Consider the following 14,208-nt stretch of genomic DNA (forward strand, 5'->3'; position numbering starts at 1 on the left):
CGGAGCGGCGTCCGCCCATTGACGGGCTGTCGCAGGTTGCGCCATCCTGTGTGCAGTACCCGCCGTGAGAGCGCTCCCACGCACGTCGAGCGGTGCGGACACTCCTCGGGCGACGACGCCCGGGTGGTCGACGAAGACCGAAGGAGCCCCCGATGATCCATCCATCCCGTCGCCGCGCACTGGCGCTCGGTGCCGCCGCGGCCCTCGCCGCCGGCCTCGCCGTGCCGCTCACTGCCTCGGCGGCCGCCGCTGAGGAGACCGGCCTCGCCGGGTCGGAGCTGTACCTCAACCCCGTGAGCACGACCCTCGAGGCGGCGCAGTCGCTGCGCGGTCAGGCCCGCGCCGACGCGCAGCTTCTCGGCAGCATCCCGTCGGCCGACTGGTTCACGACGGGCACCCCGGCAGAGGTCGAGGCCGCTGTCGACGAGGTCGTCACCGCCGCGGCCGCCCGCGGAACGATGCCGGTGCTCGTCGCCTACAACCTGCCGTTCCGCGACTGCGCGCAGTACTCGGCCGGCGGCGCGGCCGACACCGCCGCCTACGCCGCGTGGATCGACGGTTTCGCCGCGGGCATCGGCGACCGTGCCGCCACCGTGATCCTCGAGCCCGACGGGCTCGGCATCATCCCGCACTACACGACCCTCGACGGCGTGCCCGAGTGGTGTCAGCCCGCAGAGGTGCCCGCCGAGACCGCGGCATCCGATCGTTTCGCACAGCTGAACCACGCGGTCGACGCGCTCGGCGCGCTGGCGTCGACCTCGGTGTACCTCGACGGCACCGGGGCGAGCTGGCTGAACGTCGGCGAGATCTCCGACCGGCTCCTCAAGGGCGGCGTGCAGAACGCCGACGGCTTCTTCCTCAACGCCTCGAACTACCAGTTCACGACGAACTCGACGTACTTCGGCACGTGGGTGTCGCAGTGCATCGCCTATGTCACGCAGGTGAACGCCGGCGACTTCGGGTCGTGCGGCAACCAGTACTGGAACGGCGGTCCGGCGACGGACTGGTCGGGCGTCGCCATGTCGCAGTACGGAGAGTGGAGCGCGGATGCCGCCGACCCGGCCCTGAACACGAGCGGCGTCGACTCGCGCTACGCGTCGATCCTTGGGGGCGTCGAGCCCTCGACCCGCTTCGTGATCGACACGAGCCGCAACGGCCTCGGGCCGTGGCAGTACCCCGCGGGCGAGTTCACCGTGCACGAGGACTGGTGCAATCCGCCCGATCGAGGACTCGGTCTGCGCCCCGACACCACCACCGACGTTCCGCTCGTCGACGCGTACCTGTGGATCAAGGTGCCGGGCGAGTCCGACGGCAAGTGCTACCGCGGCACCGACGGACCGCTCGACCCCGCCCGGGGCATCGAGGATCCGGCCGCCGGTCAGTGGTTCGTCGAGCAGGCGCGCGAGCTCATCTCGCTCGCATCCCCGCCCCTCGCGGCGCTCACGTGCGAGGTCGACGTCCACGGCACGGCGCTCGGCAAGGGGCGCGGATTCGTCGCCGCGGTCACGGTGCGCAACACCGGCACCGCGACGCTCGACCCGTGGACGCTGTCGTGGACCTTCGACGACACGCAGCAGGTGAAGAAGGTCGTCGGCGCATCGTTCACGCAGACCGGCGCCGACGTGACCGTCACGGCCCCTCGACTGCTGTCGAAGCTGCGTCCGGGCAAGACGACGGCCTTCGTCGTGACCGGCACGGGAGCTGCGACCGAGCCGTGGCAGTTCCATCTGGGCGGCGGCGCCTGCACCTCGTGAGGCCTGCGGCGGCGACGGACCGCTCCCGTCCGTCGCCGCCAATAGGCTGGAGACCATGCACGGCGAATACAAGGTGCCCGGCGGGAAGCTCGTCGTCGTCGACCTCGAGGAGCGCGACGGCCGCATCGCGGACTTCCACCTCGCAGGCGACTTCTTCCTCGAGCCTGACGAGGCGCTCCTCGACATCGACGCGGCGGTCAACGGCCTTCCCATCGAGGCGGATGTCGCGACCATCGCAGCAGCCGTGCGCTCGGCTCTCCCGGAGGGGGCTCAGCTGCTCGGCTTCACCCCGGAGGCCGTCGGCACAGCGGTGCGCCGTGCGCTGGTGACCGCCCCCGGGTGGCGCGACTTCGACTGGGAGATCGTGCACGAGAAGCCCGTGTCTCCCCGCATGAACCTCGCGCTCGACGAGGTGCTCACGGGCCGCGTCGGCGACGGCCGGCGCCGCCCCACGCTCCGCCTGTGGGAGTGGGACGAATCGGCCGTGGTCATCGGCTCGTTCCAGTCGCTGCGCAACGAGGTCGACCCGGAGGGGGCGGCCCGGCACGGCTTCGACGTCGTGCGCCGCATCTCCGGCGGCGGCGCGATGATGATGGCCGCGAACTCGATCGTCACGTACTCGCTCTACGTGCCGGCATCCCTCGTGCAGGGCCTCACCTTCGCCGATTCGTACGCGTTCCTCGACGACTGGGCGCTGCAGGCGCTGCGTGCCCTCGGCGTCGAAGCGACCTACCAGCCGCTCAACGACATCGCCTCGCCTCAGGGCAAGATCGGCGGCGCCGCGCAGAAGCGACTCGCCAACGGCGGGGTGCTCCACCACGCGACGCTCTCCTACGACATGGACGGTCAGATGATGACCGAGGTGCTGCGCATCGGCCGCGAGAAGCTGAGCGACAAGGGCACCACGTCGGCGGCCAAGCGCGTCGATCCGCTGCGCCGCCAGACCGGGCTCCCGCGCGAGGCGATCATCGAGAAGCTGATCGAGACGTTCGCGAACCTCTACGGCGCGGTCCCGGGCGAGATCACCGCCGACGAGTACGCCGAGGCCGAAGCACTGGTCGAGTCGAAGTTCGCCACCGACGCGTGGCTGCGTCGGGTGCCGTGAGCGACGAGGCCGCCCCGGGGTCGGTCGAGATCCACCACGGCGACAACCTCGCGGTGGTCGCCGGCTTCGCCGATGCATCCTTCACCCTCATCTACCTCGACCCGCCCTTCAACACCGGGCGGCTGCAGACGAAGTCGATCGAAACCGCCCGCTCGCGCGTCACGTCTCCGTCCGAGTCGGATGCGGCGGCCTCGGAGGCCGCGGAGTCAGCGGTGCTCGCCGGCGCTGCCGACGCGACCGGACTGAGTAGTGGCACGTCCGCCAGCGTGCCGGGGGACTTCCGGCGGGGGTTCCACGGGCGCGAGTACGAGCGGATCACCGGCGACCTGCGGGCGTACGACGACCGGTTCGACGACTACTGGGGCTTCCTCGAGCCGCGGCTCATCGAGGCCTGGCGGCTGCTCGCCGACGACGGCACGCTCTACGTGCACCTCGACTACCGCGAGGCGCACTACGCCAAGGTGCTGATGGACGCACTGTTCGGCAGGGACAAGTTCCTCAACGAGCTCATCTGGGCCTACGACTACGGCGCGAAGACCCGCAAGCGCTGGCCCACCAAGCACGACACGATCCTGGTGTACGTGAAGGATCCGGCGCGGTACTGGTTCGACTCCGACGCCGTCGACCGCGAGCCGTACATGGCACCGGGGCTCGTCACGCCCGAGAAGGCGGAGCGGGGCAAGCTGCCGACCGACGTGTGGTGGCACACCATCGTGCCGACCACCGGCCGCGAGAAGACCGGCTACCCGACGCAGAAGCCGGAGGGGATTCTGCGCCGGATCGTGCAGGCGTCGTCGCGGCGCGGCGACCGGGTGCTCGACTTCTTCGCCGGGAGCGGCACCACGGGCGCCGTGGCCTCGGCGCTCGGCCGCCACGCGGTGCTCGTCGACGCGAATCCCGAGGCTGTCGCGGTGATGACCGCACGGATGCCGCACGCGGTGGTCGCCGGAGCCTAGGGTCGCAGCTCGCGCCACGCGGCGAGGTCGTGCACGGCCACGCCGGCGAATCCCTCGTGGCCTGAGAGGGCGGCAGCGACAGCCGCGGACTGCCGCGCGAGCGCGTCGCGCCCGTCGTCGAAGAACGTGGTGTGCGGCTCGGCCGACGGCACCGTGTCGACGCCGATGCGGAATGGCTTCGCCCGCCGCGCGGCGATCCGCACGGCGGCCTCGGCGTCGGCGAGGATGGCGTCGGCCCGGTCGCGATAGGCGAGGATCGCGACGCCGTCGGCCGCGCGCAGGAGTGCGGTGAAGGCATCCGGATGCTCGCGTGCGAGCCACGCCGGCAGGTCGATGTCGACCTCGATCGGGTCGGCCGCCGCCGACACCGCGCGCACGGTCGCTACGAGGCCGTCGAGGAGTGCGCCCGGGTTGCGCCGCCACTCCGCGGACGCCCAGGGCTCGATGTCGAGGTGCACCCGCGAGAAGAGACCCCCGGTGACGGCCCGCCGGGTCCAGGCGGCAGCGGACGCGGCATCCGTCGCCCACTCGGGCTCGCCTCCGAGGCACGCGACCCGGACGCTCCGGGCGGTGAGAGCCCGCGCCTGCAGGGCGGTCCGTCGGGTGGGCCCCTCCCAGGGCACGCTCGTCCACGCGTCGAGCACCCCGTTGCGCGCGGCGAACGAGGCGAGTTCGGCGGGCGTCGCGGGTGCGGACGCTTCTGTCCACAGCCAGGCCGATCGGGCGAACCAGGGGCTCACCGGATCAGGCTAGCCGCCGCGCGTGACGCGCATGTGACGCGGCGCCACCCCTAGGGTGAAACCCATGCGATTCGGAACCTTCATTCCCCAGGGCTGGCGATTCGACCTCGTGGGCATCGAGCCGGCTGACCACTGGAGGGTGATGGCGACCCTCGCCCAGCGCGCCGACGAAGGGCCGTGGGAGTCGCTGTGGGTGTACGACCACTTCCACACGACTCCGGTGCCGAGCCAGGAGGCCACCCACGAGGCGTGGACGCTCATGGCGGCGTTCGCGGCGTCGACCAGCCGCATCCGTCTCGGTCAGATGTGCACGTGCATGGGCTACCGCAACCCCGCGTACCTCGCGAAGGTGGCCTCGACCGTCGACCACGTCTCGGGCGGGCGCGTCGAGATGGGCATCGGCGGCGGCTGGTACGAGCACGAGTGGCGGGCGTACGGCTACGGGTTCCCGGGCATCCCGGATCGCCTCCGGATGCTGCGCGAGGGCGTCGACATCATGCAGCAGGCGTGGACGACGGGCAGTGCGACCCTCGACGGCGAGTTCTATCAGGTCGACAGCGCGATCGTGCAGCCGCTGCCGGTACAGGACGGCGGCATCCCGATCTGGGTGGCCGGGGGCGGCGAGAAGGTGACGCTGAAGATCGCCGCGACCTACGCGTCGTACACGAACTTCTCGGGGTCGCTCGAAGAGGTCGACCACAAGAGCGCCGTGCTGCGCGGCCACTGCGACGCGATCGGCCGCGACTTCGCCGACATCACCCGCTCGTCGAACTTCAACACCATCGTCGGCGCCACCGAGGCCGAGGCGCGCGACCGCCTGGCAGCGGTGAAGGCGCGGCTGCTGCCGCACGTGGGCCAGGAGCGGGCCGACGGCATCGAGCGCGAGTACCTCGCCTCGCCGGCGTTCGGCACGCCCGAGCAGGTGGCCGAGCGGCTGGCCGAGCGCGAGCGCCACGGCATCACGTACGCGATCCACTACTTCCCCGAGTCGGCGTACGACCTCTCGGGTGTCGACCTCTTCGAGCGCGAGGTCGTCGCCGCGCTCACGTAGGCCGGCGTCGAGCGCACCCGGGCGTCGAGCGGTCCCGGCGAGATGGAGCGCCCACCCGCCCGTCGAGCGCTCGCGCTGATTCGACCGCACCCGGTCGTTGAGCGAGCGCAGCGAGACGAAACGCCCGCCCGTCAGACCAACGCGCGCACGCTCGCGTAGCCGTCGGCATCGATGTCGGGGCGGGATGCCGCCCCGCCGAACACGCGGGTCGTTCCGGAGGCAACGGACCACGACTTCCACCCCGGATCGCCTTCGCGGATGAGCGCGACCGCCGCGCCGTGCACGGCATCGGCGAGCCGGCGTGGCGGCGCGTCACCGGCGATCGCGGTGACGCCTGCGGCGTCGAGGTGGTCGAACCAGAACGGCACGTCGAGGCAGTGCAGCGCCCAGGTGCGGGTGGGGGACGCCCACGAGAACCGGTACACCCAGGTGGGTACGGTCGCCCCGGCCGCAGTGCGCGCCTCGGCGACGCGCACGACGAGCGACCGGAAGACGGCGTCGGTGACGTACCTGCCGATCATCGCGGCGGTGCCCTTGCGCCGCTGGGGGGCGTTGTCGGCGAGATACGCCCGGCGGCGGTCGGTGGGCACCTTGAGCAGCGCGAGCGCGAGACCGGCGGGCACGAGCCGGAGCCGACCGGTGAGCGAGTCGGTCGCCATGGTGAACTCGTCGTCGGTGGCGCCGAGCACGAGGGGTTTGCCCGACCCGACGCCCGACCGCAGCGATGTCATCGTCGGCTCGGCGATGAGATCGCCGTCGATGGCAGGACCCCAAGAGAGCCCTTCGTCGACGAGCGTGGTCATGACGGCCAGCCGATCCTTCGACGCGGGCCGCGCAGCCTCTTCCTGAAGCTCGCGCAGCCGGTCTTCGGGCACTGAGGCGAACCCCTCGCGGGTCGGTGCGACACCCGCGAGGACGGCCAGCTTCGCCGACATCGTGCGGGCCCGCTCCGGCGCGACGCCCGCGATCGCGGCCGACATCGCCCACGCGGACCGGAACAGGTGCTGGGCCGCGGGCATGCCGAGGAGCGTCAGCACGGCGCCACCGCCCGCCGACTGCCCGGCGATCGTCACGCGCTCCGGGTCGCCGCCGAATGCCGAGATGTTCGCCTGCACCCACTCGAGTGCGGCGAGCCAATCGCGCACGCCGCGGTTCGAGGGGGCGCCCTCGATGTGCCCGAACCCGTCGAAGCCGAGCCGGTACGACACGGTGACGGTGACGACGCCGTCGCGGTTGAACGCACGGCCGTCGTACCAGGGGCTCGCGGGCGACCCCGAGACGAAGCCGCCGCCGTGGATGTAGACGAGCACCGGCAGCGCGGCTGCCGCGTCGCCCGGGGCGGGCGTGAAGACGTTCACGTTGAGGGTCGAGTCGCCCGGAACCGACGGCTCGGGGATGAGCGTGATGCCGGTGTCGCCGCGCTGCGGGGTCGGACCGTACTCGACGGCGTCGCGCACGCCCGGCCACGGCGTCACCGGCACCGGAGCGGCGAAGCGCAGCTCGCCGACCGGCGGCTGGGCGAACGGGATGCCGAGGAACGCGGCCGAGGAGCCCGAGGCGAACGGCTCCCCCCGCCAGAGTCCGCGCACGTCGCCGCTCGCGGTCGCGACGACAGGGTGGTCAGGATGCGGCGCCATCGCGCGCACCTCCGTTCGGGCGTGCACCGGTCAGAAGGTCGAAGAGCGCGTCGACGGTGGCAGCCATGTCGACGTCGGGTTCGAGCATCCACTGCACCTGCATGCCGTCGGCGACAGCCTGGAAGATGCGCGCGATCGTCTCGGGCGGCACCGTGTCAGGGATCGCGCCGACGGCCTGCTGCCGGGAGACGGTGGCGGCGAACACCTCGCGCAGCTGGGCGTTTCGGGCCAGGAAGAAGTCGTGTGCGGGGTGCTCGGTGTCGGCGGCGTCGACCGAGAGCCGGGCGAACAGCTGCACGAGCCCGGGCACGTCGGCGTTGTGCCGCACGACGCCGACGTAGCCGCGACGGACGTCGTCGACGGTGGCGGAGGCGGGGGAGTAGGTCGCCTCGTCGAGGCCGGACGACTCGCTGTCGAGCTCGTCGCGCTTTCGGAGGATCTCGGTGAAGAGCTCCTCCTTGCTCTCGAAGTAGTGCAGGAGTCCGGCCTGGCTCAGCCCGACGGCCTCGGCGAGCTGCTTGACGGATGCTCCGCCGTAGCCCTCGCGCGCGATGACCTCGAGGGCGCGCACCAGGATCTCTTCGCGTTTGGCCACGCCCTTGGCGTAGGAACCTCTTCGTGCCATACGGCAAGTAAACCCGAACGATGCTTGATTTCTCAAAACCAAATGACGTATGGTTTTCTCGATCGCTCACAGCCGAGCGTCAGTGAATGCGAGGACATCGACATGACCGACATCTCCACGATCGACGGCGCCCGCGCGGCATCCGTCGCGGACCTCACCCTCGAGGAGAAGGCATCGCTCACGAGCGGTGCGAGCTTCTGGAACACGAAGGCGATCGAGCGCGTCGCGATTCCGGCGCTCATGGTCACCGACGGGCCGCACGGGCTGCGCAAGCAGCGTGAGGGCGGAGACCACCTCGGTCTCGGCGACAGCGTGCCCGCCACCTGCTTCCCGCCGGCGGTCGGACTGGGATCGTCGTGGGACGTCGACCTGATCGAGCGCGTCGGGCGGGCGCTCGGCACCGAGACGTCGATCGAGAACGTCGCGGTGCTGCTCGGCCCGGGCATCAACATCAAGCGCTCGCCGCTGTGCGGCCGCAACTTCGAGTACCTCTCCGAGGACCCGATCGTCTCGGGTGTGCTCGGCGCCGCGATCGTGCGCGGCATCCAGTCGATGGGTGTGGGCACCTCGCTCAAGCACTTCGCCGCGAACAACCAGGAGGCCGACCGCATGCGCGCCTCCAGCGACGTCGACCCGCGGCCGCTGCGCGAGATCTACCTGCGCGGCTTCCAGCGGGTCGTCGAAGACGCCCAGCCGTGGACGGTGATGTGCTCGTACAACCGCATCAACGGCGTCTATGCGTCGGAGGACCCCTGGCTGCTCACCCAGGTGCTCCGCGACGAGTGGGGCTTCGAGGGTCTCGTCGTCTCCGACTGGGGCGCCGTCAACGACCGGGTGACCGGCCTCGCCGCAGGCATGGACCTGGAGATGCCGTCGTCGAACGGGGTGACCGACGCGCAGATCGTCGCGGCCGTCGAGGCCGGCACCCTCGACGAGTCGGTCGTCGATGTCGCCGCCGGACGCGTGCTCGACCTGGTGCGCAAGGCGCAGGCGGGCGCCGGCCTCATCGAGGGCCCGCTCGACGTCGACGCGCACCACGCGCTCGCCCGCGAGGCGGCCGGCAGCTCGATCGTGCTCCTGAAGAACGACGGCGGCGTCCTTCCGCTGGCGAAGGACGCGGGCATCGCGGTCATCGGCGCGTTCGCCGCGAAGGCGCGCTACCAGGGCGCAGGCTCGTCGCTGATCAGCCCCACCCGCCTCGACAACGCGCTCGACGAGATCCGCGCACTCGCCACCGGCGACGTGTCGTATGCGCAGGGCTTCAGCGTCGCGGTCGACGTCTCCGCCGAGGAGACCGCGACGCTGCGCGACGAGGCCGTGGCCGCGGCATCCGTCGCCGAGGTCGCCGTCGTCTTCCTCGGGCTGCCCGCCCGCTTGGAGTCGGAGGGCTATGACCGAGCCGACATCGACCTGCCGGCCGAGCAGCTCGACCTCCTCGATGCCGTGCTCGCGGTGAACCCGAACGTGGTCGTCGTGCTCTCGAACGGCGGCGTCGTCGCGCTGCCGTTCGCCGGTCGCGTCCCCGCGATCCTCGAGGGCTGGCTGCTCGGCCAGGCCGGCGGCGGCGCGACCGCCGACGTGCTCTTCGGCGAGGTCTCCCCGTCGGGCAAGCTCACCGAGACCATTCCGCAGCGCCTCGAGGACACCCCCGCGTACCTCGACTTCCCCGGCGAGTTCTCGCACGTGCGGTACGCGGAGGGCCTGCACGTCGGGTACCGCTGGTACGACTCGCGCCGCATCGACGTCGCCTTCCCGTTCGGGCACGGCCTGTCGTACACGACGTTCGCGTACGGGGATGCCTCTGCTGCGGTCGTCGCGTCGGGCGACATCGCCGTCACCGTGCCGGTCACGAACACCGGCGATCGCGCCGGCCGTGAGGTCGTGCAGGTCTACACCTCGCTCCCGGGCGGCTCGGTGCAGCGGCCGGTGCGCGAACTCAAGGCGTTCGCATCGGTGTCGCTCCATCCGGGCGAGACCGCCGACGTCGTCGTCACGGTGCGTCGCAAGGACCTCGCCTACTGGGACGTGCGCGTCGACGAGTGGGTCGTCGAGGGCGGCGACTACGTCGTCGACGTGGCTGCGTCGAGCCGCGACATCCGCTCGTCGGCGATCGTCGCCGTCGAGGGCGACCCGGTCGTGCTGCCGCTGTCGCGCACGTCGTCGCTCGCCGAGGTGTTCGCCCACCCGATCGCGGGCCCGATTGTGCAGGCCGCGATGGCCGACATGATGGGCGCGATGGGGGGAGCGGCCTCGGTCATGCCCGAGGGCGTCGACATGATGGAGATGATGGGGTCGTTCCCGATCGGGCGACTCGGGATGCTCGCAGGCCTCGCCCCCGCGGGTGACGACGGTCAGGGCGGGATCAGCGCCGAGATGATCGACGGCCTCATCGCGATGGCCAACGCGCCGCAGCAGAGCTGACCGTGGGCAGGAGGGGCTCGCCGTCGCCGGCGGCCCCTCCCGTCGACCCGGGTCGGACGCGGCGTCAGACGGTGTGCGAGATCCAGGCGATCGCGGCGGCCTCGTCGGCCGCCGCGAACACGCGCACGTCGAGCCTGGTGAACGCGGTGAGCATGCCGACCGCGAACGCGAGCCCCTCGTGGTCGGACACGATCGCCAGGCGCCCCCACTCGTGACGGTCGCGCAGGCCGAGTGCCGCATCGCGCAGTGCGACGCCGGGTTCGAATCCGGCCACGTCGTCGATCACCGCGACGACGTCGATCGGACCGCCGGCCCGTGCCGCCTCGGCGATGCGGGTCTCGACGACGTCGCGGTACTCGTCGACGGTCACCTCGCCTCCGACGCGGAAGCCGACGGCGCCCGAGGGCAGGTCCGGGATCTCGGTGAGCATGCGCTCAGCGTAGGCGGCGTGCCGTCGACCGGGCAACGGCGGCGGGCCGGGTCATCGTGATCAGCTCCGCAGGAACGCCAGCAGCGCCTCGTTGACCTCGGCGCCGTGCGTCCAGAGCAGCCCGTGCGGGGCGCCCTCGATCTCGACGTAGGTGGCATCCGGGAGCAGTTGCTTGAACCGCCGCGCGGTCGCGTCGATGGGCAGGATGTTGTCGGCGGTGCCGTGGAGGATCAGGGCCGGCACGTCGATCTGCGGGATGTCTGCGCGGAAGTCGGTCGGCCACGTCAGCGGCGCCGCGGCGATCGCGGTGTTGCCCGCCCGCGTCGCCGTCTGCACGCTCGCGTCGACGGCCTCCTGCGAGATCCGCGAGCCGAGTGTGTCGTCGAGGTTGTAGAAGTCGCGGAAGAACCCCGCGATGAACGCGTACCGGTCCTCGCGGACGGTGGCGGCGATCCCGTCGAAGAACTCCTGGGGCCCGGCGCCGTCGGGGTTGTCGTCGGTCTTCAGCAGATAGGGCTCGAGCGAGCCGAGGAAGGCGGCCTTCGCAACGCGCGCGCTGCCGTAGCGCGACAGGTAGCGCGCGACCTCGCCGGTGCCCATCGAGAAGCCCACGAGCACCGCCTCGCGCAGGTCGAGGTCTTCCATGAGCGCGTGCAGGTCGGCCGCGAACGTGTCGTAGTCGGACCCTGTTCCGGTCTTGGTCGACGCACCGAACCCGCGGCGGTCATAGGCGATGACGCGGTACCCCGCATCGAGCAGAGCGGCCTGCTGCTTGCCCCATGACTCGCCGTCGAGGGGGAAGCCGTGGATCAGCACGACCGGCTGCCCCGACCCCTGGTCGGTGTAGTAGAGCTCGACGTCGACCGAGTTCTCGGTCGCCACGGTGATGTAGGCCACGCTCGTTCCTTCCGGGCCGAGGACGGATGCCGCGGTCCCGCGTACGACGCTAGGCCGCGGTATCCGTCAACGAAAGGCCTTGACGCGGAGCACCCGATGAACTTCCCGGGTCGCCGTGGTTCGGCCCGGGCGGTGACTGCGGGTCAGTCGCGGGCGGCGCCGGCGGACGGGGTGACGGTGAAGATCGTCGGGACGGCGAAGCCGCGCTCGGCGAACGCCGCGATCGCGGCATCCGTCACCGCGGCGACGTCGGCGTGCTCGACCAGGGCGATCGCAGCACCGCCGAAGCCCCCGCCGGTCATGCGCGCACCGAGGGCGCCGGCGGCCAGTGCCGCATCGACGGCGGTGTCGAGCTCGGGAACCGAGATCTCGAAGTCGTCGCGCATCGACACGTGGGAGGCCACCAGCAGGTCGCCGATGGCGCGCGGGCCCGTCTCGCGCAGCGCCTGCACGGTGTCGAGCACGCGCTGGTTCTCGGTCACGATGTGGCGGGCGCGACGGAAGGTGACCTCGTCGACGAGCTCGGCGAGTCGGGGCAGATCGGCCTCGGAGACGTCGCGCAGAGCCGGCACGCCGAACGCGGCGGCCGCGCGCTCGCACGCGGCCCGGCGCTCGCGGTAGCCACCGGTCGAGTGCGCGTGCTTGACGTTGGTGTCGATCACGACGAGGTCGAGACCGGCCGCCGTGAACCCGAGGTCGACGGTCTGGGTCTCGAGCGAGCGGCAGTCGAGGAAGATCGCCGCATCGGGCTGACCGAGCATCGAAGCCATCTGGTCCATGATCCCGGTCGGGGCGCCGACCGCCTCGTTCTCGGCACGACGGCCGGCCTGGGCGAGCGTGACGCGGTCGAGTCCCAGCTGCCACAGGTCGTTGAGGGCCGACGCGGTCGCGCCCTCGATCGCGGCCGACGACGACAGGCCCGCGCCCACGGGAACGTCGGAGGCGAAGGCGAGCTCGACACCGGGGACGTCGCGGGGATCGCGGCGGGCGGCATCCAGCAATGCCCAGGCGATGCCGAGCGGGTACCGGGCCCACTCGGTGACCTCGTCGCGGCGGGCGGGGAAGAGCGCGCTCAGATCGGAGAGGGGGGCCTCGACGGCGTCGCCGTCGAACGTCGAGATGACGATCGCGGTGGCGTCTTCGCGCAGACGCGCGGCCACATGGGTGCGGTGCTCGATCGCGAACGGCAGCACGAAGCCGTCGTTGTAGTCGGTGTGCTCGCCGATGAGGTTCGCGCGGCCGGGAGCCGACCACGTGCCGGCGGGCTCGCCGCCGAAGGTCGCGGTGAACAGCTCGGTCGCGGCGGTGCGAGCGGGGGCGGCGGGAAGGGTCATTCGGTCACCTCGGGGATGGACTGGACTGCCGCGCGCAGACGTTCTGCGGCGGCCTCGGGGGGGACGTCGCCGATCCAGGCGCCCATGGCGGCCTCCGATCCGGCGAGGAACTTGAGCTTGTCGGCGGCGCGGCGCGGGCTCGTGAGCTGCAGGTGCAGGCGCGCGACGTCGCGGCCGCGGCGCACCGGCGCCTGGTGCCACGCGGCGATGTACGGCGTGGGCGTGTCGTAGAGCGCGTCGATGCCGCGGAGCAGCCGCAGGTAGAGCGGGGCGAGCTCGTCGCGCTCGGCGTCGGTGGTCTCGGCGAAGTCGGGCACGTGGCGGTGGGGCAGGAGGTGCACCTCGAGCGGCCAGCGCGCCGCGAACGGCACGAAGGCGGTCCAGTGCTCGCCGGTGAGGATGACGCGGTCGGAGGAGCGCTCGTGCTGGAGGATGCGCTCGAACAGGTCGTCGCCCTCGCGCTCGATCGAGCGGAGCAGGCTCGTCGTGCGCGGCGTCACGTACGGGTAGGCGTAGATCTGCCCGTGCGGGTGGGGGAGGGTGACCCCGATGGCCTCGCCGCGGTTCTCGAACGGGAAGACCTGCTCGATGCCGGGGAGCGCCGACAGCGCGGCGGTGCGGTCCGCCCACGCCTCGATGACGGTGCGGGCGCGGGTGCGCGACTGGGTGCCGAACGATCCGGCGTGCTCGGGGCTGAAGCACACGACCTCGCAGCGCCCGACGCTCGTGCGGGTGCGGCCGAGGCCGGGCGCGTCGAGGTCGTCGAGGCCTCGAGGGGCGTCGTCGGCCGCGGGCGCGTCGCCGTGGGCGACGGCGAGGGCCGGGCCGAAGGAGGGGCTCTTGTTCTCGAAGACGGCGACGTCGTAGCGGCTCGGGATCTCGCTCGGGTTCGCGGGTGTCTGCGGGGCGAGCGGGTCGAACTCGGCGGGCGGCATGAAGGCGCGGTTCTGGCGGGCTGCCGCGACCGAGATCCAGTCGCCGGTGAGCACGTCGCGGCGCATGGTCGCGGTCGCCGGGCGCGGGTCGAGGGTGCGGGCGTCGGCAGCGCGCTCGGCGCCGAGCGTCGTGCCGGGGTCGTCGAAGTAGATGAGCTCGCGGCCGTCGTCGAGGCGCGTGGCGCGCTTGACGACGCCGCCTCCGAGGGTGACGGGGGTGTGGTCGGCGACGCCGGCCGGGCCTGCGGCGTCGGTGGGGGCGACTGCGGCGTCGGTGGGGGCGGACTCGAACTCCGGAATGTTCACGTCAACACGGTAGCAAT

The 14,208-nt window shown here is 71.9% G+C and carries 12 protein-coding genes; 5 read left to right on the forward strand and 7 right to left on the reverse strand.

The annotated features are described in order from the left end of the window. Positions 1–152 precede the first annotated feature (152 nt). The 3 genes from JOD63_RS16780 to JOD63_RS16790 are packed head-to-tail and all read left to right on the forward strand — an operon-like array spanning position 153 to position 3,815. Positions 153–1,754 carry a glycoside hydrolase family 6 protein gene (locus JOD63_RS16780; protein ID WP_045274946.1) on the forward strand — a complete coding sequence of 534 codons (1,602 nt, stop codon included), beginning with the start codon at positions 153–155 and terminating at the stop codon, positions 1,752–1,754. A 55-nt stretch (positions 1,755–1,809) separates the two neighbouring features. After that, positions 1,810–2,859, forward strand: a complete 1,050-nt coding sequence (locus JOD63_RS16785; protein WP_045274947.1) for a lipoate--protein ligase family protein — start codon at positions 1,810–1,812, stop codon at positions 2,857–2,859. Then, positions 2,856–3,815: a DNA-methyltransferase gene (locus JOD63_RS16790; protein WP_045274981.1), complete on the forward strand. Its 960-nt coding sequence runs from the start codon at positions 2,856–2,858 to the stop codon at positions 3,813–3,815. The genes JOD63_RS16785 and JOD63_RS16790 overlap by 4 nt, the downstream gene beginning before the upstream one ends. Here the strand turns inward: JOD63_RS16790 and JOD63_RS16795 are convergent. Continuing rightward, positions 3,812–4,555 (reverse strand): hypothetical protein, encoded by a 744-nt coding sequence (locus JOD63_RS16795; RefSeq protein WP_045274948.1) that lies wholly within the window; start codon positions 4,553–4,555, stop codon positions 3,812–3,814. The genes JOD63_RS16790 and JOD63_RS16795 overlap by 4 nt on opposite strands. 64 nt (positions 4,556–4,619) lie before the next feature. On the opposite strand from JOD63_RS16795, the gene JOD63_RS16800 reads away from it, so the two are divergent. After that, positions 4,620–5,606, forward strand: coding sequence for an LLM class F420-dependent oxidoreductase (locus tag JOD63_RS16800; RefSeq protein ID WP_045274949.1), 987 nt, complete (start codon positions 4,620–4,622; stop codon positions 5,604–5,606). A 131-nt stretch (positions 5,607–5,737) separates the two neighbouring features. Here JOD63_RS16800 and JOD63_RS16805 read toward each other — a convergent pair whose 3' ends face one another. Beyond that, on the reverse strand, positions 5,738–7,243 hold the full coding sequence (locus JOD63_RS16805; RefSeq protein ID WP_045274950.1) for a carboxylesterase/lipase family protein: 1,506 nt from the start codon (positions 7,241–7,243) through the stop codon (positions 5,738–5,740). Then, a complete protein-coding gene (locus JOD63_RS16810; RefSeq protein WP_052682439.1) occupies positions 7,227–7,868 on the reverse strand; it encodes a TetR/AcrR family transcriptional regulator in 642 nt (213 codons plus the stop codon). Before JOD63_RS16810 ends, JOD63_RS16805 begins: the two co-directional genes overlap by 17 nt. Positions 7,869–7,970: 102 nt before the next feature. On the opposite strand from JOD63_RS16810, the gene JOD63_RS16815 reads away from it, so the two are divergent. Next, entirely contained in the window at positions 7,971–10,289 is a 2,319-nt protein-coding gene (locus tag JOD63_RS16815) for a glycoside hydrolase family 3 C-terminal domain-containing protein (RefSeq protein WP_045274952.1), read from the forward strand. A 64-nt stretch (positions 10,290–10,353) separates the two neighbouring features. Here the strand turns inward: JOD63_RS16815 and JOD63_RS16820 are convergent, their stop codons facing one another. The 4 genes from JOD63_RS16820 to galT form a co-directional block, all read right to left on the reverse strand. Further along, on the reverse strand, positions 10,354–10,719 hold the full coding sequence (locus JOD63_RS16820; protein WP_045274953.1) for a SpoIIAA family protein: 366 nt from the start codon (positions 10,717–10,719) through the stop codon (positions 10,354–10,356). Positions 10,720–10,779: 60 nt separating this feature from the next. After that, positions 10,780–11,616 carry an alpha/beta fold hydrolase gene (locus JOD63_RS16825; protein WP_045274954.1) on the reverse strand — a complete coding sequence of 279 codons (837 nt, stop codon included), beginning with the start codon at positions 11,614–11,616 and terminating at the stop codon, positions 10,780–10,782. 143 nt (positions 11,617–11,759) lie between these two features. Then, positions 11,760–12,950, reverse strand: a complete 1,191-nt coding sequence (gene galK, locus JOD63_RS16830) for a galactokinase (protein WP_045274955.1) — start codon at positions 12,948–12,950, stop codon at positions 11,760–11,762. Continuing rightward, entirely contained in the window at positions 12,947–14,038 is a 1,092-nt protein-coding gene (gene galT / locus JOD63_RS16835) for a galactose-1-phosphate uridylyltransferase (protein ID WP_045274982.1), read from the reverse strand. The genes galK and galT overlap by 4 nt, the downstream gene beginning before the upstream one ends. Positions 14,039–14,208 lie beyond the last annotated feature (170 nt).

Origin of the sequence: Microbacterium terrae (assembly GCF_017831975.1) — a bacterium.
In the GTDB taxonomy this organism is placed as follows: domain Bacteria; phylum Actinomycetota; class Actinomycetes; order Actinomycetales; family Microbacteriaceae; genus Microbacterium; species Microbacterium terrae.

Bases quoted from the DNA above. Each gene is read 5' to 3' on its own strand.
- JOD63_RS16820 (WP_045274953.1), bottom strand. From the start codon at position 10,719: ATGCTCACCGAGATCCCGGACCTGCCCTCGGGCGCCGTCGGCTTCCGC.
- JOD63_RS16785 (WP_045274947.1), top strand. From the start codon at position 1,810: ATGCACGGCGAATACAAGGTGCCCGGCGGGAAGCTCGTCGTCGTCGAC.
- galK (WP_045274955.1), bottom strand. From the start codon at position 12,950: ATGACCCTTCCCGCCGCCCCCGCTCGCACCGCCGCGACCGAGCTGTTC.
- JOD63_RS16815 (WP_045274952.1), top strand. From the start codon at position 7,971: ATGACCGACATCTCCACGATCGACGGCGCCCGCGCGGCATCCGTCGCG.
- JOD63_RS16805 (WP_045274950.1), bottom strand. From the start codon at position 7,243: ATGGCGCCGCATCCTGACCACCCTGTCGTCGCGACCGCGAGCGGCGAC.
- JOD63_RS16810 (WP_052682439.1), bottom strand. From the start codon at position 7,868: ATGGCACGAAGAGGTTCCTACGCCAAGGGCGTGGCCAAACGCGAAGAG.
- JOD63_RS16780 (WP_045274946.1), top strand. From the start codon at position 153: ATGATCCATCCATCCCGTCGCCGCGCACTGGCGCTCGGTGCCGCCGCG.
- JOD63_RS16800 (WP_045274949.1), top strand. From the start codon at position 4,620: ATGCGATTCGGAACCTTCATTCCCCAGGGCTGGCGATTCGACCTCGTG.